This window comes from Natronocella acetinitrilica (assembly GCF_024170285.1).
GTDB classification, from domain to species: domain Bacteria; phylum Pseudomonadota; class Gammaproteobacteria; order Nitrococcales; family Aquisalimonadaceae; genus Natronocella; species Natronocella acetinitrilica.
The window spans coordinates 80,299-97,536 of the sequence record NZ_JALJXV010000011.1 but is presented as its reverse complement, the minus strand read 5'-3'; the positions used below and the strand labels follow the sequence as shown (position 1 = coordinate 97,536).

Sequence of the window (17,238 nt, the reverse complement as noted above, 5' to 3'; positions counted from 1 at the left end):
GTGCGCACCCGATAGCGGTATCGATGGAAACGACGGATGGAAAAGGACGCCCTGCCGAGAGCACACACCACGCATCATTCAATCATCCGGGACGGCGGCCTCCTGGTCGGCACGCCCGCCCTGGCTGCGGCCTGCTGGATTTTTTTCTCCTGGCCCGGCCTTGTGGCATACGCGGCGGCTCTCAGCCTGGTTATTCCCGCATTTCTGGCAACCCGTCGCCGGGTCATCGTGCTGGATGAGCGGCTTGACTTGCTGTCACGGGCAAGCGAAGACACCGAGCATCAGTTGCGCTCCCTCCGCGCCGTTGAAACGGCGACCGCCCGCCGCGATACCGAGCTTGAGCGCTACGCAGCCATGGTGGAAGAACCGGGCCAGGATCTGTTCTCCGCTCATGCCCTTGATGGAGAAATCCTCTGGGTGTCGGCATCTGCCGAGACCATGCTGGGGTGGCCGGCCGCCGAGCTGGTCGGTCGCAACACCTTCGACCTGATCGACCCCGAATTCCGGCAGCGCGTGCGGCGCAAGCGCGAGCAGCGTCTGGCCTCGGAGCGACCATTCACCACGGTGTATCCCATTCGCCATGCCGATGGCCAACTAATCTGGCTTGAGGCCACCCACCGCCTGCACACCAATGCCGACGGTCATCAGGAGGTGCTGGTCATCTCCCGCGATATCAGTGATCGGCGTCGCGCGGCCGGTGCCCTGCGCGACAGCGAGCGGCTTTATCGGGCCATCTTTGACACTGCATCCATCGGCATGGGCCTGTTCGATCCCGCCGACAACGGGCGCTGCCTGCATGCCAACCATGCACTTTCCGAGATGTTGGGCTACACCACCGCGGAGTTGCTGGAAACCCACTTTCGCGACCTCACCCATCCGGCAGACAAGGAACTGACGCCCAACCTGGTTCGGGAACTGCTGGAAGGAGAACGCAACAGTTTCCTGGTCGAGAAACGGTATCTGCGAAAGGATGGCAAGCTCATCTGGGCGCTGGTGAGCGGCTCCCTGATTCATGACGGCGACGGGCAGCCCATCTATGTCACCACGCAGATTCAGGACATTTCGGATCGCCGGATCGCCGAGGACACCCTGGCCCGACTGAGCCGGGAACAGGACCTCATCCTCAACGCGGCAGCAGAAGGCATTATCCGGCTCGACCGGAACGGCCGGGTCACCTACTGCAATCATGCCGCGCGGGAATTGTTGCGACTGTCGGATGACGAGTCCGACGCGCCGAACATGGACGTCCGCGCACTCATGCCGGCGGACACCGATGTAGAAACCTGGCCCGTTCTCGAGGCCTTGCAAGCGGAGAAGACCTGCCACGTCACCGAAGCGTATTTCCGCCGTACGGACGATACCCTGCTGCCCGTGGACTACACCTGCGCCCCGATGATCGAGGCCGGAAACATGCGGGGCGTGGTGCTGGTGTTCTCGGATGTCTCCCGCCTGCAACGGCTCAGCACGCAGCAACGCATCATCCTGGATTCTGCGGCGGAGGGCATTTATGAACTGGACAAGCAGGGCCGGTTGCGGTTTTGTAACCGGGCGACGGAGGAGTTGCTCGGTTACACCGCCGAGGAACTCCTCAACAAGGATTTGCACAGCCTGATCCACCACAGCCGCAACGACGGTACGCCCTACCCCCATTCCGAGTGCCCCAGCCAACATACCCTCGCCACCGGCAAGGTACACACCATGAGCGGTGAACTGTTCTGGCGGAAGGACGGCACCAGCTTCCCCGCAGAGTACATCTGCGCACCGATCCTGCAGGGCGGAGAGGTTCAGGGTGCCGTGCTGGTGTTCTCCGACATCAGTGAAAAGGTGGCGGCCCAGGCCCGTCTGGAAGAGGCCACGGAACGACTCCGCAGAAGCCAGCAGGAACTCCTCGACATGGCGGGCCTTGCCGCACGTGGTCTCGATTCGCCTCTGCAGACCCTCGAGGATCGTGGCGAAGTCGACAGCGAAAAGTTACGCACCCTCCAGGCGGTACTGCTAAGCATCGCCGATAGCGCCACGACGTCCGCGCCGCAGCCGCTGGCCACCAGCGCCCTGGTCAATACCGGCATCGAAACCACCGGCTGCCCCATCGCGGGCACCGAGACACTGCGAGGTGCAGTCATCCTGGCGCCCGAAGATGCCGACATGCTGATCCGGCACCTGTTCGAGATCATGCGTCACGCGCGGCTATCCGGGGGCGGCTGGGCGGTGGAAGAGAAGTTCGAAGACGATACGCTTATCCTGGCCTTCGAGCCGCCGGATGACGTGTCCCTGGATGCAGAAGACCCAACAGTGGGTCTGAGCCTCGCAGTATGTCGACGGCTGCTTTCGAGTCATCGGGGTAGACTGGACATCGCGGACGACAACACGATCCGCCTGTTGCTGCGTCGTGCCGACACCGTCTCGGCGTGACACGAATGGCCGGACCCGCCCTCGGGAGCTATACTGCCGCCTTTCGGCGCGATACCAGCGGCCACCTGTCCTACCACCATCAGGAGCGCGTGTATGGCGGCAAGCATGCCCCTGCCGACCAGTGAAGCGGAACGTCGGCAAGCGGACATCCTGCCCGGTGTCAGTCGCACCTTCGCCCTGACCATTCCGCAGCTTCCTCTCGAATTGCGGCCGGGCATCACCAATGCCTACCTGCTCTGCCGGACGGCGGATACCATCGAGGACAGCGCAAAACTCACGCCGACGGAGAAGGAAACCCACTACTCAGCGCTGCTGGCGACACTCGATGCCGAGGCAGCGCCAGCCAGCTTTTCTCGCCAGTTGCAGGCGGCAGCGCCAATTGCCGAGCAGACCGAACGCGCCCTGCTTGATGCCATGCCCCAGGTCATTACCGTGTACCAGACGCTACCCGCACGGCAGCGCCAGGCATTGCGCCGCTGCCTGGGCGTCATGTGCGAGGGCATGGGAAGGTTCGAGCACCTGAAGAACCCCACTGGCCTGCCTGACCGTCGCCACTTCCGCGATTATTGCTACGTGGTGGCCGGCGTCGTGGGAGAGTTCCTGACAGAGTTGTTCAGCCAGGTCGATGATCAGGTGGCAGAGCGGCGGCAGGAACTGCTTGAACTGGCACCGGCGTTCGGCCAGGGACTGCAGATGACCAACATCCTCAAGGACGTATGGGACGATCGCGCGCGGGGCATCTGCTGGTTGCCGCGGGACGTATTTCGCGAACATGGCTGCAGCCTGGCAGCTGATGCGGCCTGGCACCAGGATGCAGGCTATCGTGAGGCCATGCACACGCTGGTCGGTGTTGCCCACTACCACCTGCGCCAGGCACTTCGCTATACCCAGCTTATTCCTCGTCGCCAGCCGGGCATTCGTCGCTTTTGCAGTTGGGCGATCGGCATGGCTCTCTACACGCTGCAGAACATTCGCCAGCAGCCCGATTTCAACGAGTCATCCATGGTCAAGATTTCACGTCGCCGGTTACGGATGATCATCGCCTATTGCAACCTGTCCGTCGGCAGTAACCGTTTGCAGCAGGCCGGTTTCGAATGGGCTGCCCGGGGCCTGCCGCTGGCGCATCAGGACTCCCTTGGCAACCTGGCTGCCAGGGGCGGTAACCCATGAGCGCCCGGCGCAACCTGCTGATCGCATTGTTTTGCGCGCTTCTGCTTCCCCTGTCGGGCTGTGCCTCGGCGCCACCGGCACCGGATCCGGAGGTCTACGATCCCTTCGAGGAAACCAACCGGCGAATCTACGCCTTTAACGAAGTGCTCGACGCATACATCGCGAAGCCGGCGGCTGATGCCTATGTGGCAGTGACGCCCGGCTTCTTCCGCACGGGGGTCACCAATTTCTTTCGTAACGCCGCTTATCCCGGCGTGATCCTGAACAGCACCTTGCAGGGCCGCTGGGACGAGACAGTGGAGGGCAGCGTTCGGTTTCTCATCAACTCCACCGTGGGCCTGCTGGGGCTGTTCGATATCGCGACACCCATGGGACTTGAAGCAAAGCGCCGGGACTTCGGCCAGACGCTGGCGGGCTGGGGTGCCCCTGAGGGCACATACCTGGTACTGCCGGGGCTTGGGCCCTCGAACACGAGAGACGTGAACAACATTCCCGTGGCGGCAGCAACCAGCGTGGTCACCTACCTCGGCTGGAGCGTGGCGGCACCGCTATATGCGCTGGACCTGGTAAACACCCGCGCCAACCTGGATCAGGCCGCCCGGTTCCGCAGCGAAGCCGCCCTGGATGAATACGTCTTCACACGATCCGCCTACCGCCAGTTCCGTGCCAATCTGATTTTCGAAGGCGAGATACCGGAGCCGGACGTCGACCCGTTCGACGAACTCGACTGGGACGACATGGACTGGTAGAGCGCCACCATCTCGCCCCATGCACAAACGGACGATGGGGGCGCCGCTCAGGGACCGTCAGCGACAGGGATGTCGCTGTCGAGCCTACAGGGATGTATTTACGGCGTGTCCCTGAGTGGCGCACCCGTCGTCCGTTCCCCGGGTATGCAGCTGCAGCCGTAGTGCCCGGGAATGCAAGCTCCTCAGTGCGGCAGGTCCTCCGTGTCATCACTCATCGCGAATAGCGATGCGTTGCCACCGGCCGCCGTGGTGTCGATGGTGACCACCCGCTCGGTGGCAAAACGGTGCAGGTACCGCGGGCCACCGGCTTTGGGCCCGGTACCGGACAACCCCTCGCCGCCGAATGGCTGCACACCGACCACCGCCCCGATCTGGTTGCGATTGACGTAGCAATTGCCGACCTTCACCCGGGAGGCGATGTATTCCGCCGTGGAATCGATGCGCGTATGCACGCCCAGGGTCAGGCCGAAGCCGGTGGCATTGATGGCGTCGAGCACCTTGTCCAGATCCCTGGCCCGGTAGCGCACCACGTGAAGCACCGGCCCGAACACTTCCTTTTCCAGTTCGTGAATCCCGCCGATTTCGAAGGCGATGGGTGCGACGAACGTACCCTTGCCGGTGTTGGGCCCGAGTGCAGCCTCACCGATAACCCGCTTGGCGCGCTTGCGCATGGCATCGATGTGATCCTGCAGCATCCCCTGGGCATCCTCGTCGATCACCGGACCAATGTCCGTGGACAGCCAGGCCGGGTCGTCGATGACCAGATCTTCCATGGCGCCCGCCAGCATCTGCAGGATGTGGTCCGCCACCTCGTCCTGAACGTACAGCACGCGCAGCGCGGAACATCGCTGACCGGCACTCTGGAAAGCCGAGGCAATGACATCCATGACGAGTTGCTCCGGCAGTGCGGTGGAATCGGCAATCATGGCGTTCTGGCCGCCTGTCTCTGCGATCAGCGGGATGATTGGCCCCTCCCGCTGCGCCAGGGTCTGGTTGATGCGGCGCGCCGTCTCCACGGAGCCGGTAAAGGCAACGCCATCGATGCGTTCGTCAGACACCAGCGAGGCACCCACGGCACCGTCACCCGGAACCAGATGAAGCACATCCATGGGTATACCTGCCTGGTGCAGCAGTTGCACCGCGCGATGGCCAATCAGGGTGGTCTGCTCCGCCGGTTTTGCCAACACGGCATTACCGGCCGCCAGGGCTGCGGTAACCTGGCCACAGAAAATGGCCAGCGGGAAGTTCCATGGACTGATGCAGACGAAAACCCCGCGACCGGCAAGGCGGATCTCGTTCTTCTCGCCGGTCGGGCCAGGCAGCGCTTCGGGTGCGGAGAAGTCGGCTCGCGCCCGATTGGCGTAGTAGCGGCAGAAATCCACCGCCTCCCTCACTTCGGCCACACCGTCGGCAAGCCCCTTGCCCGCTTCCCGCGTGCACAGGGCCATCAACTCGGCCATGTGCTCTTCCATGAGATCCGCCATACGCTCCAGGCACCGGGCGCGGTCTTCCGCGGGCGTGGCGGCCCATCGCTGCGCGGCGGCGGACGCACTGCGCATGGCCTTGTCCACGTGCTCCTGGGTGGCCCAGATCGCGGTACCGACCTGACGGCCATGGTCGGCCGGGTCCATCACCTTGCGCTCGGAGCCGCTCTGCGCCTTGCCGTCGATCAGGGGTGCGGCGTTCCAGCCACGCTCCGCTGCACTCTGCATGGCTGCACCGAGGGGTTCGACGGCGCGGCGGTCGGTGAGATCCACGCCCCGTGAGTTCCGCCGGCCCTTGCCGTACAGATGCTCCGGCAGGGGAATCCGCGGATGACGCACGGTATCGAGCTTGCGCATCTGTTCAACCGGATCGGCGATCATCTCGTCGATGGGCAGCTTCTCGTCCTGGATACGGTTGACGAAGGAGCTGTTGGCACCGTTTTCCAGAAGGCGGCGCACCAGATAAGGCAGCAGTTCCTCGTGGCTGCCCACCGGCGCGTAGATGCGACAGGGGATACCGCGCTTCTGCACCAGCCCTGCGTAGAGGGACTCACCCATGCCGTGCAGCCGCTGAAACTCGAAGCGCCGGTCGCCGGCAGCTTCGAGTATCCAGGCGACGCTATGGGCATTGTGGGTGGCGAACTGCGGGTAGATAACATCCTGGGCGTCCAGCAGCCTTTTGGCGCAGGCCAGATACGAGACATCGGTGTTGACCTTGCGGGTGAAGACCGGGTAGTCAACGTGCCCCTGCTCCTGGCTGTCCTTGACCTCGGAGTCCCAGTAGGCCCCCTTCACCAGGCGCACCATCAGCTTCCGCTGATGACGCCGCGCCATATCCGCCAACCAGTCAATCAGGGCGTGGCAGCGTTTCTGGTAGGCTTGAATGGCAAGCCCGAATCCGTCCCAGTCCTTGAGGGCATCATCCGCTGCCACGGCCTCGATAACGTCCAGGGAAATATCCAGCCTGTTGGCCTCCTCGGCGTCCACGCACAGACCGATATTCGCTTTCCGGGCGGCATGGGCGAGCGCAGTCAGACGCTCCACCATGATCGGCAGCATGGCGTCGCGCTGGCCGAACTCGTAACGGGGGTGAAGCGCGGACAGCTTCACGGAAATTCCCGGCGACGCGTAGATGTCCTTGCCCTTGCTGGCGGCGCCGATGGCCTTGATGGCGTTACTGTAGGCTTCGAAGTAGCGGTCGGCATCACGCATGGTGCGTGCCGCCTCGCCTAGCATGTCGTAGGAGTGGGTGTACCCCTCTTTTTCATCTTCGCGGGCCCGCTTGATGGCCTCGTCGATGGTCCGCCCGATCACGAACTGCTTGCCCATGATGCGCATGGCCTGGCGGACCGCCTGGCGAATCATGGGCTCACCGCTACGCTGCACCATGCGCCGCATGACCTGCCCGAGATCCTTGCCGGAACGCTCGGTGAGACGCACCACGCGCCCAGTGAGCATCAGGCCCCAGGTGGACGCATTGACGAACAGGGATTCGCTGTGGCCGAGATGCGACTCCCAGTCACCACTGGCGATCTTGTCCTTGATGAGCCGGTCGGCGGTTTCGGCGTCCGGCACCCGCATCAGCGCCTCGGCAAGGCACATGAGTACGACGCCTTCCTTGCTGGACAGATCGTATTCATGGAGCAGTGCATCCACACCGCCGCTGGAGACTCGCTCGTCACGCACAGCCTGAACCAGGGTGCGTGCCTCCTGTTCGATTCGCCGGCGCTGCTCGGCGCTGGTTTCAGCAGCAGCGGCCAAGGCCTGCATGATCTCCCGCTCGTCCATGCGATAGGCGTCTCGCAATGCCTGTCTAAGGGATGTCGCGCGGGCTTCGGGCTGTACGATCATTACAATTCTCCATGTCTGTGCGACGTGTCTGACAGGGCGGCCAAACCAGCGGCCCTGCAGTGTGACCGGTCTAGTCGTGGGCAGTTTCGAACTGTTTCTTGATGGCCATGGACGGCTCATCGTCCATCAGGCTCACAACCATGATGGCGATCCAGGCGAGAACGAAGCCGGGCACGATCTCGTACAGTTCGAAAATGCCGCCGGCGGGAATCAGATCCCAGATCACCACGGTGGCAGCGCCCACCACCATGCCTGCCAGGGCGCCGTTGCGGGTCATCCGACGCCAGAACAGCGACAGAATGATCACCGGACCGAACGCCGCACCAAAGCCGGCCCAGGCGTATGCAACCAGTTCCAGAACCAGGCTGTCGGAATCCCAGGCCAGCGCCAGCGCTACCAGGGCAACCCCGATCACAGCGCCGCGACCCACCCAGACCAACTCGGTGGAGCTTGCATCCTTGCGCAGCAGGGTATTGTAGAAATCCTGGGTCAGCGCGCTGGATGACACCAGCAACTGGGAGTCGATGGTGCTCATGACCGCCGCCAGGATCGCGGCCAGCAGCACACCGGCCACCCACGGATTGAAAATCACCTGGTTCAGCAGGATGAAGGCCGCCTCCTGGTCATCCAGGGGCGAATCGGCAAACCAGGCGATAGCCACCAGGCCGGTGAGCACCGCGCCGATCAGCGCAAAGATCATCCAGGTCATGCCCACGAACATGGCCCGCGGCACCTCGTCTGCCGACCGAATCGCCATGAAGCGGGCGAGAATATGCGGCTGACCAAAGTAGCCAAGCCCCCAGGCCAGCAACGAAATCATGCCCAGCACGGTGACGTTGTTCCAGATGTCGAGCATGCTCGGGTCGATGCCGCGGATGGTGTCCGCCGTCTCGTCCCAGCCGCCAAGCATCTGCATGCCGATCAGCGGCACCAGGAGCAGGGCACAGAACATCAGGATGCCCTGGAAGAAGTCGGTCCAGCTCACCGCGAGGAAACCACCGAGAAACGTATAGCCGATGATCACGGCACCACCGACCAGCAATGCGGTGTGGTAGGGCAAACCGAACGAGCTCTCGAACAGCGTAGCGCCGGCAACCAGCCCGGAGGACGTATAAAAGATGAAGAACAGCAGGATCACCACCGCCGACACCACGCGCAGGATGCGGGAGCGATCGGCGAAGCGGTGCTCGAGAAAGTCCGGCAGGGTGATGGAGTCGTTGGCCACCTCGGTGTGCCGTCGCAGCCGCCGTGCCACGAACATCCAGTTGAGGAAGGCACCCGCCGTCAGACCGACGGCGATCCACATGTCCGCCAACCCAGCTGCGTAAATGGCCCCGGGCAGGCCCAGCAACAACCAGCCGCTCATGTCGGATGCCCCCGCGCTCAGGGCCGTCACCCCCGGACCGAGGCGGCGTCCACCGAGGATGTAATCGGACAGATTGTTGGTCACCCGGTAGGCGACCAGCCCCAACGCCATCATCAGCACCAGGTAGATGCAGAACGTGACGAGGGTCGGCGTGCTGATGTCCATATACGTGCCCCTTGTTGATGCATTGTTTTGAGCGTCTTTGACACCTTAGCCGCTGAATTCGGAAGATGCACTCCGCTGCCTCTTGGAGTCCGGCGTAGGCATCGGTATAGTCCTCGGACCCCGAACGGATGCCGGCAAGGTTGGCGTACCAGGCAGGCTGGGGCTAGGCTAGGCTAGGCTAGGCCTGTAGCGCATCAAGGCGACCGCCAGTCCTCGCAGCGGATCCGCTTCAAGACTCGTCCCACGGAGTGCCAGGATCGCAGCATGCTACGAGAAACCGCTCTCCACGAACGTCACCGCCAGGCTGGCGGCAAGATGGTGCCCTTCGCGGGCTGGGATATGCCCCTGCACTATGGCTCTCAGCTCGAGGAACATCGGCATGTCCGCAGTCACGCCGGCATGTTCGACGTCTCCCACATGACGGTGGTCGACGTCACTGGCGCAGACGCCAGGGCCTACCTGCAACGATTGCTGGCCAATGATGTTGCTCGTCTGTCAACTCAGGGGCAGGCCATGTACACGTGCATGCTCAATGCAGATGCCGGCATCATTGATGACCTCATCGTCTATTTCCTGTCCGAGGGACGCTACCGCACCGTGGTCAACGCGGCGACGCGGGAGACGGACCTGGCCTGGATGGAGCAGCAGGCCGAGCCATTCGACGTGCGCGTCCGTGAGCGGGCCAGTGCAGCCATGCTGGCGGTCCAGGGTCCGGAAGCGGTGAACCTGCTATCCGCCGGCATCGACAGCGCCACGGCGACCAAGGCGGCGCAACTCAAGCCCTTCCATAGCCTGGAACAGGGCGATCTGCTCATTGCCCGCACCGGCTACACCGGTGAAGACGGCTTCGAACTGATCGTACCCGAGCGTCAGGTGGTGGACATCTGGGACCACCTGGTGGAAGCCGGCGTGCGGCCCTGCGGCCTGGGCGCGCGCGACAGCCTGCGGCTGGAAGCAGGGCTTTGCCTGTACGGACAGGACATGGATCAGAGCACGTCACCGCTGACCAGCAACCTGGCCTGGACGGTGGCCTGGGAGCCCGATGACAGACGATTCATCGGTCGCACCGCCCTCGAGAAAGAGCGCGACGCAGGCCCGGAGGAAACCCTGCTTGGCATCGTCCTGCGCGAGCGCGGCATGCTGCGCCATGACACGGTGATTCGCACTGCGGACGGCAGCGAAGGTCATGTGACCAGCGGTGGTTTCTCGCCCATGCTCGGTTGCTCCATTGCCCTGGCCCGCCTCCCCATGGGGGCGGAAGGTGAGGCGACCGCGCTGCTGCGCTCGGGTGAACAGCCTGTGCGCGTGGTGCAACCGCCCTTCGTGCGTCGCGGCAAGATTCTTGTAAACTGAAGTCTTTTTCTCTGAACCACGCTGCCGGGGGAAGACCATGAGCGAAGTACCGAGCAACCTGCGTTATGCCGCCACCCATGAATGGGTTCGTGCGGAAGAGGACGGCACCATTACCGTTGGCATCACGGACCATGCTCAGGGTGCCCTGGGAGATCTGGTCTTCGTCGAGACGCCAGCGATGGACGGCACCGTGCAGGCCGGCGAAGGTTGTGCAGTGGTGGAATCCGTCAAGGCGGCATCCGACGTCTACGCCCCAGTGGACGGCGTCATTGTCGACACCAACGGCCGGCTCACCGATGAGCCGGAGCTTGTGAATACGGACCCATACGGTGACGGCTGGATCATGCGCATCAAGCCGGACGACGCCGACAGCATCGAAGAACTGATGGACGCTGACGACTACGAGCACATGGTCAGCGAACAGGAGGACGAGGAGTAAGGTCCAACCCACTCAGCCTTCCAGTCAATAGCCATATGGTAGAGCCATGCCATTCATCCCTCATACCGACGACGATATCCGGCATATGCTCGACACCATCGGTGTCGCGGATATCAACGCCCTGTTCGACGAAATTCCCGAGCCGCTGCGCGGCGCCTCCCTCGACGGGCTGCCCGCGGGGCTGCCCGAGCAGACCATCACCCGCTTGATGCGGGAGCGCGCCCGGCAGGACGAAGTACCGCTATGCTTCATCGGCGCTGGCGCCTACCGGCACCATGTGCCGGCGGCGGTGTGGGAGCTGACCACCCGCGGGGAATACTACAGCGCCTACACGCCGTATCAGGCAGAGGCCAGTCAGGGCACTCTGCAGCTGCTCTACGAATACCAGAGCATGATGGCCGGCCTGACTGGCATGGACGTCTCCAACGCATCACTCTATGACGGTGCCACCGCCGTGGCGGAGGCCATCCTCATGGCGGTGCGCGCCAACCGGCGTGCAAAAAGCCGCCGGGTGTTCCTGGCCGGCACCCTGCACCCGATCTACCGGGACGTGATCCGGGCAATCGTGGACAACCAGGGCATCGAACTCGACACCCTGCCCCTGCCCGAGAAGGATGGCGCACTGGATGTCTCCGGCCTCGATGACCTTGACGAAGCAGCGGCGGTGGTCATCCAGCAGCCCAACTTCTATGGCCGTCTGGAAGCCGTCGACGCCCTGACCGACGCCGCCCATGCCGCCGGTGCCATGGTCATTGCCGTGGTCAACCCACTGGCACTGGCGCTGCTGAAACCGCCGGGCCAATGGGGCAGCAAGGGTGTCGATATCGCCTGTGGTGAAGGTCAGCCCATGGGTATCCCCCTGTCCTCCGGTGGCCCCTATTTCGGCTTTCTCTGCACGCGCAAGGCCCACGTCCGGCAAATGCCGGGACGGGTGATCGGCCGAACGGTAGACCTGGACGGCAAGACAGGTTACACGCTGACCCTGCAGGCCCGGGAGCAGCACATCAGGCGCTCCAAGGCCACTTCCAACATCTGCACCAACCAGGGCCTGATGGTCACCGCGGCGACAATCCACATGTCTCTGCTGGGTGCGGAAGGGCTGCGTCGCGTGGCGATTGCCTGTCACGAGCAGACCAATCGCCTGGTGGCGGCGCTGACGGAGATTCCTGGTGTGGAAGCCGTCCACAGCGGTCCGGTATTCCACGAGCGGCTGCTGCGCCTGCCCACGGCGGCGGCGCCGGTACTGGAAACCCTGGCCGGGGAAGGCATCCTGGGCGGATATGATCTGGGGCGGCACGATTCGGGCCGCGAACGGGAACTGCTGGTCTGCGCCACGGAAGTCGTGACCGACGAAGACATCGCGCACTATGCCGCACGGCTGCGTGCAGCGGTTGCGGGAGGTTGATGCCATGCGTGAAGACAAACTGATTTTCGAACAGAGCAGCCCCGGTCGCCGCGCCACTGTGCAGGCCCCCGCGGCTGACCTGGCCACTCCCGGCGATATTCCGGCCGAACACCTGCGCAGTGATGCCCCGCTGATGCCGGAAGTCTCCGAGCTTCAGGTGGTACGCCACTACACGCGGTTGTCGCAGCGGAATTTTTCCATCGACACGCACTTCTACCCGCTGGGTTCCTGCACCATGAAGTACAACCCGCGGGCCAGTAACCGCCTCGCCATGCTGCCCGGGTTTCTCGACCGTCACCCGTGGGGGCCAGCCTCCCATGGCCAGGGCTATATGGCCTGTGTGTGGGAGCTGCAGGAAATGCTCGCCGAGGTCACCGGACTCGACGGCTGTAGCCTGACTCCAATGGCCGGCGCCCAGGGAGAGTTCGCCGGCGTGGCCATGATTCGCGCCTATCACCGCTCCCGCAACGATGACGCCCGCACCGAGATACTGGTGCCGGACGCCGCCCACGGCACCAACCCCGCAACAGCGGTGATGTGCGGTTACACGGTCCGGGAGATCCCCACCGATAGCGACGGTGATGTGGATATGGAAGCCCTGCGCGAGGCCGTGGGGCCGAAGACCGCCGGAATCATGCTTACCAACCCGTCCACGCTGGGTGTATTCGAGCGGCGCATCAAGGAAATGGCCGACCTGGTGCATGGTGCCGGTGGCCTGCTCTACTACGACGGCGCCAACCTGAACGCGATCCTGGGCAAGGCCCGCCCCGGCGACATGGGTTTTGATGTCATCCATATCAACCTGCACAAGACCTTCTCCACGCCCCACGGCGGCGGTGGACCAGGCGCTGGAGCCATCGGCGTGGGCAAGCGCCTGCTGCCCTTCATGCCACTGCCAGTGGTGGAGCGTGCCGAAGATGGCAGCTACCAGTGGCTGACTGAAAAGGAGCGCCCCCAGACCATCGGCCGCCTGTCCGCTTTCATGGGCAATGCCGGGGTGATTCTGCGTGCCTATGTCTACGCCCGCATGCTTGGCCGGGAGGGCATGATTCGTGTTTCCGAGTTCGCCACGCTGAACGCCAACTACGTGATGACCCGGCTGCGCGAAGAGGGCTTCCAGGTCTGGTTCCGCAATCGCCGCGCAAGCCATGAATTCATCATCAGCTTCCGTCGCGAGGCAAAGGAGTACGGCATTACCGCCATGGACGTGGCGAAGCGTCTGCTGGACTACGGCTATCACGCACCCACCACCTACTTCCCGCTACTGGTCCCGGAGTGCCTGCTGATCGAGCCCACCGAGACCGAAACCCGGGAAGAGCTTGATGGCTTCGTCGAGGCCATGGTAGCTATCCGCAAGGAGGGCATGGAGAACATAGACACCCTAAAGGGGGCGCCCTACACCATGCCGGTGAGAAGGCTTGACGAAGTGCGGGCCGCGAAGGAGCTGGATCTGGTCTGGCACCCGGCCGCGCCTGTGGAAAGTGACGCCCAGCCGAAGCGGAGTAATGGATGACAGCATTGATCAGCGGGTCGCTGGCCTATGACACGATCATGGTGTTCCGCGACCGCTTCAAGAACCACGTGTTGCCGGAGCAGGTGCACATTCTCAACGTCTCTTTCCTGGTGGAGGAGCTGCGCAAGGAGTTCGGCGGCTGCGCCGGCAATATTGCCTACAACCTGAAGCTGCTGGGCGGCGAGCCATTGCCGGTAGCGACAGTGGGCGCGGATTTCTCCGATTACACCGACTGGATGGAAAAATGGGGGATCTCCCAGCGCTTCGTGCGCGTGCTGGATGATCACTACACCGCGCAGGCCTACATCACCACCGATCTGGACGACAACCAGATCACCGCCTTTCACCCCGGCGCCATGGGGCTGGCGCATATCGTTGACATCCCCACGGACGCCGGCGCCCGTATCGGCATCGTCGCGCCCAACGGCCGTGACGGCATGCTGCAGCATGCGCGGCAGTTCAAGGAAGCAGGCATCCCGTTCATATTCGATCCCGGCCAGGGGCTGCCGCTGTTCGATGGAGACGAACTGCTGACCATGGTGGATCAGGCCACCTGGGTTGCCGTGAACGACTACGAGTCGCGGCTGCTGGAGGAGCGCATCGGTCAGCCCGTGGGCGAGCTGGCGCGCCGCACCCAGGGGCTGGTGGTCACGAAGGGCGCGGAAGGCTCGCACATCTATACCGACGGACGGCGCATCGACATCCCCCCGGTGAAGCCCAGCGCCGTGGTCGACCCCACCGGATGCGGCGACGCCTACCGCGCCGGGCTGCTATTCGGCCTGATGCGGGAACTCGACTGGGAGACCACTGGCCGAATCGCATCCCTGATGGGCTCCATCAAGGTGGCGCGACACGGCACCCAGAATCACCATTTCAGCATGGACGATTTTCGCGCCTGGTACCGGGACGCCTTCGGCGCAGATCTCAACGGATAACGTACTCACCGTGGAGAGGAACGGAGTGCGGGTGGGGCCCTCGGGGACACGCCGTGAACCCGTCCATGGAGGCCGGTGGCCTGGCCAGCGCCCTTGTGGTGCGTTACGGCCTTCGGCCTAACACACCCTACCTTTGGCCGTGCCCGTTTCCCGTAGGGTGCGTTAGGCCGAAGGCCGTAACGCACCACGACAACCCTCAACCAGGCCACCACGCCTGTGACTCACCCCGCAACCTCCGCCAGCAACCGGTCAACAAGGCTCTGGGCACTCCCGGCGTAGCCGCCGCCGAACAGGTTGAAGTGATTGAGCACGTGGTAGAGCTGGTAGAGATCCCGGCGCACCGGGTAGCCCGACTCGAGGGGCCAGACGGACTCGTAGGCGGTGTAGCACGCCTCGGGAAAGCGGCCGAACAGCTCGCTCATGGCAAGATCGCACTCCCGGTCTCCGTAGTGCGTGGCCGGATCATAGAGCACCGGGGCACCGGACTCGTCGAAGGCGACATTGCCGGACCACAAGTCGCCATGCAGCAGCGACGGCGCCGGGGCATGCCCCGCCAGCAACGCGGGCAAGGCATCCTGCAAGCGCTGGCCGCGGTCCAGCAACCGCGTCGACGCGCCGGACTGCTCGGCAAGGGACAACTGAAAACCCAGCCGTTGCCCAGCGAAAAAGCTGCACCAATCCGGGTGCTGCGAATTGGGCTGCGGCGTGGAACCGATGGTGTTATCCCGGTGCCAGCCATGTTGCTCGCCCGTCTGCCCGTGCAAGTGAGCGAGGGCCGTGCCCAACGCCGCCCAGTCACCCCGGCCACGCAGATTGATCCACTCCAGCACCAGGAAGCTGCGCCCCGCCGCCACACCGTGGGTGATCACAATCGGAATACGCGGCCCGTGATCAACCGCCGCCAAATCGCGCAGGCCATCGGCCTCGGCCTGGAACATGTCCAGCCGCGTGGCGTCATTGAGCTTGACGAAATAGTCACCAACCGTGGTCTCAACCCGGTACGCGGTATTGATGCTGCCGCCGGAAAGCGGGATTCGCTGGCGAATGACTGGCTGCCCATCGGTTGTCTCGCCTATCGCCGCGGCGATCTCCCCCCAGGGCGTCATCAGACCGGCTCGGATTCGCGGCGGTCAGCTTCAAGCCTCGCATCCACCCGACGTCGCACGCGCCCAGGCAGCGGAAGCGAGCCGAGCAAGTCTGGATCAGCGGGGCCGACGGCGATGCAGTCCTCGGTACATTCCAGCGGTGCACCGCGATGGATCGTGGCCAGACGCCGACAGAGAAAGGCCATGTCCCGGTGCTCGTCCAGTAATCTCGCTACTCGCGCAGCGCCGCGCATGGGTAACTGCGGCACCAGGTCCAGCGATTCGTAGATCCCCTCCAAGCCTCCGAAATGCTGCAACAGCACCCGCGCCGACTTCGGCCCCACGCCCGGTACGCCGGGTATGTTGTCGACACTGTCTCCGGCCAGTGCCAGCAGGTCGGCGACCTGGTCGGAACGCACCCCCATCTCCCGCTCGACCCCCTCGCAATCCAGGTTACGCCGCCCCGCCGCATCCCAGATCCGGTCGCCGGGCTCCAGTAGCTGGGCATAGTCCTTGTCGGAGGTCATGAAGCGCATGCTGAAACCCGCCGGCCGGAAACGCTCGGCCGCCGCGCCGATGAGGTCGTCTGCCTCATAGCGGTCACTGGCCAGCGTAAGCAAGCCGAGCCCGCGGGTCAGATCACGACAGATACCGATCTGTCGCTTGAGATCTTCCGGCGCCTCGGGCCTGTTCGCCTTGTAAGGTGGATAGAAGTCGTTGCGGAAGCAGGTGTTGAGGCTTTCGTCGAACCCGGCAAGGGCGTGGCCGGGTCGGGTCCCTTCCAGGAAGTCGAGGAGGAAATTGCCATAACCGAAGACGGCATGGGCGGCGTTGTCATGGTCATCACGAACCCGGTCATCCAGGGAAAACCAGGCACGGAAGATATAGATACTCGCATCGATCAGGTAAAGCTGCATCTTGCCCCGCTACTCCTGCTGTCGCCGCGCCCGCTGCACATGCCAGGTCGCTTCCACCAGGCGCAGGCAGACGCCAAATACCGCAACCTGAACCAGCAATCCGATGGTTGCAGCCCCAACGGCCAGCCCGGTTGCGATACCCAGCGCCATCAACAAGGCAAGAATTATGGATGCAAGGCGGCTGTAAGCCCACCCGGCGGCAAAGCCAAGCAGGGCAACCAGGGTGCCTTCGAGCATGGTAGCGGTGTCCGCTGCCAACGCGCCGACAGTGACCACGATCACACCCATGAGCATGACGATGCGGCCCCCCATGCGGGCAAGCCGCCGCGCCCGCTCCGGATCACCGATTGCCTGTAACAACAGGGCCAGATCGGCGACCCAGGCGCTACTCACC

At 63.9% G+C, this 17,238-nt stretch carries 13 protein-coding genes; 8 read left to right on the top strand and 5 right to left on the bottom strand.

Going from position 1 to position 17,238, the window contains the following annotated elements:
* Window positions 1-36: 36 nt before the first annotated feature.
* From J2T57_RS19680 to J2T57_RS19670, 3 genes are all read left to right on the top strand, one after another.
* Window positions 37-2,412 (top strand): bifunctional diguanylate cyclase/phosphodiesterase, encoded by a 2,376-nt coding sequence (locus tag J2T57_RS19680; RefSeq protein WP_253483990.1) that lies wholly within the window; start codon window positions 37-39, stop codon window positions 2,410-2,412.
* A 93-nt stretch (window positions 2,413-2,505) separates the two neighbouring features.
* Window positions 2,506-3,582 (top strand): phytoene/squalene synthase family protein, encoded by a 1,077-nt coding sequence (locus J2T57_RS19675; protein WP_253483987.1) that lies wholly within the window; start codon window positions 2,506-2,508, stop codon window positions 3,580-3,582.
* A complete protein-coding gene (locus J2T57_RS19670) occupies window positions 3,579-4,331 on the top strand; it encodes an MlaA family lipoprotein (RefSeq protein WP_253483984.1) in 753 nt (250 codons plus the stop codon). Before J2T57_RS19675 ends, J2T57_RS19670 begins: the two co-directional genes overlap by 4 nt.
* A gap of 182 nt (window positions 4,332-4,513) precedes the next feature.
* Here the strand turns inward: J2T57_RS19670 and putA are convergent, their stop codons facing one another.
* Window positions 4,514-7,666: a bifunctional proline dehydrogenase/L-glutamate gamma-semialdehyde dehydrogenase PutA gene (gene putA / locus J2T57_RS19665; protein WP_253483981.1), complete on the bottom strand. Its 3,153-nt coding sequence runs from the start codon at window positions 7,664-7,666 to the stop codon at window positions 4,514-4,516.
* Between the two features lie 70 nt (window positions 7,667-7,736).
* Complete coding sequence (gene putP, locus J2T57_RS19660) at window positions 7,737-9,197, bottom strand: sodium/proline symporter PutP (RefSeq protein WP_253483978.1); 1,461 nt, start codon at window positions 9,195-9,197, stop codon at window positions 7,737-7,739.
* Between the two features lie 264 nt (window positions 9,198-9,461).
* On the opposite strand from putP, the gene gcvT reads away from it, so the two are divergent.
* The 5 genes from gcvT to J2T57_RS19635 are packed head-to-tail and all read left to right on the top strand — an operon-like array spanning window position 9,462 to window position 14,842.
* Complete coding sequence (gcvT, locus tag J2T57_RS19655; protein ID WP_253483975.1) at window positions 9,462-10,550, top strand: glycine cleavage system aminomethyltransferase GcvT; 1,089 nt, start codon at window positions 9,462-9,464, stop codon at window positions 10,548-10,550.
* Window positions 10,551-10,587: 37 nt separating this feature from the next.
* Window positions 10,588-10,989 carry a glycine cleavage system protein GcvH gene (gene gcvH, locus J2T57_RS19650; RefSeq protein WP_253483972.1) on the top strand — a complete coding sequence of 134 codons (402 nt, stop codon included), beginning with the start codon at window positions 10,588-10,590 and terminating at the stop codon, window positions 10,987-10,989.
* 46 nt (window positions 10,990-11,035) lie between these two features.
* A complete protein-coding gene (gene gcvPA / locus J2T57_RS19645) occupies window positions 11,036-12,394 on the top strand; it encodes an aminomethyl-transferring glycine dehydrogenase subunit GcvPA (protein WP_253483969.1) in 1,359 nt (452 codons plus the stop codon).
* Between the two features lie 4 nt (window positions 12,395-12,398).
* On the top strand, window positions 12,399-13,907 hold the full coding sequence (gene gcvPB / locus J2T57_RS19640; RefSeq protein ID WP_253483966.1) for an aminomethyl-transferring glycine dehydrogenase subunit GcvPB: 1,509 nt from the start codon (window positions 12,399-12,401) through the stop codon (window positions 13,905-13,907).
* Window positions 13,904-14,842, top strand: coding sequence for a carbohydrate kinase family protein (locus J2T57_RS19635; RefSeq protein WP_253483963.1), 939 nt, complete (start codon window positions 13,904-13,906; stop codon window positions 14,840-14,842). The genes gcvPB and J2T57_RS19635 overlap by 4 nt, the downstream gene beginning before the upstream one ends.
* A 221-nt stretch (window positions 14,843-15,063) precedes the next feature.
* On the opposite strand, the gene J2T57_RS19630 is transcribed toward J2T57_RS19635, so the two are convergent.
* From J2T57_RS19630 to J2T57_RS19620, 3 genes are read right to left on the bottom strand one after another with little or no spacing between them, the layout of a single operon-like run.
* Complete coding sequence (locus tag J2T57_RS19630; protein WP_253483961.1) at window positions 15,064-15,948, bottom strand: fructosamine kinase family protein; 885 nt, start codon at window positions 15,946-15,948, stop codon at window positions 15,064-15,066.
* On the bottom strand, window positions 15,948-16,844 hold the full coding sequence (locus J2T57_RS19625) for a 5'-3' exonuclease (RefSeq protein WP_253483958.1): 897 nt from the start codon (window positions 16,842-16,844) through the stop codon (window positions 15,948-15,950). Before J2T57_RS19625 ends, J2T57_RS19630 begins: the two co-directional genes overlap by 1 nt.
* 9 nt (window positions 16,845-16,853) lie before the next feature.
* Entirely contained in the window at window positions 16,854-17,237 is a 384-nt protein-coding gene (locus J2T57_RS19620) for a hypothetical protein (protein WP_253483956.1), read from the bottom strand.
* Window position 17,238: the final 1 nt, after the last annotated feature.

Bases quoted from the DNA above. Each gene is read 5' to 3' on its own strand.
- J2T57_RS19680 (WP_253483990.1), top strand. From the start codon at position 37: ATGGAAAAGGACGCCCTGCCGAGAGCACACACCACGCATCATTCAATC.
- J2T57_RS19675 (WP_253483987.1), top strand. From the start codon at position 2,506: ATGGCGGCAAGCATGCCCCTGCCGACCAGTGAAGCGGAACGTCGGCAA.
- J2T57_RS19670 (WP_253483984.1), top strand. From the start codon at position 3,579: ATGAGCGCCCGGCGCAACCTGCTGATCGCATTGTTTTGCGCGCTTCTG.
- putA (WP_253483981.1), bottom strand. From the start codon at position 7,666: ATGATCGTACAGCCCGAAGCCCGCGCGACATCCCTTAGACAGGCATTG.
- putP (WP_253483978.1), bottom strand. From the start codon at position 9,197: ATGGACATCAGCACGCCGACCCTCGTCACGTTCTGCATCTACCTGGTG.
- gcvT (WP_253483975.1), top strand. From the start codon at position 9,462: ATGCTACGAGAAACCGCTCTCCACGAACGTCACCGCCAGGCTGGCGGC.
- gcvH (WP_253483972.1), top strand. From the start codon at position 10,588: ATGAGCGAAGTACCGAGCAACCTGCGTTATGCCGCCACCCATGAATGG.
- gcvPA (WP_253483969.1), top strand. From the start codon at position 11,036: ATGCCATTCATCCCTCATACCGACGACGATATCCGGCATATGCTCGAC.
- gcvPB (WP_253483966.1), top strand. From the start codon at position 12,399: ATGCGTGAAGACAAACTGATTTTCGAACAGAGCAGCCCCGGTCGCCGC.
- J2T57_RS19635 (WP_253483963.1), top strand. From the start codon at position 13,904: ATGACAGCATTGATCAGCGGGTCGCTGGCCTATGACACGATCATGGTG.
- J2T57_RS19630 (WP_253483961.1), bottom strand. From the start codon at position 15,948: ATGACGCCCTGGGGGGAGATCGCCGCGGCGATAGGCGAGACAACCGAT.
- J2T57_RS19625 (WP_253483958.1), bottom strand. From the start codon at position 16,844: ATGCAGCTTTACCTGATCGATGCGAGTATCTATATCTTCCGTGCCTGG.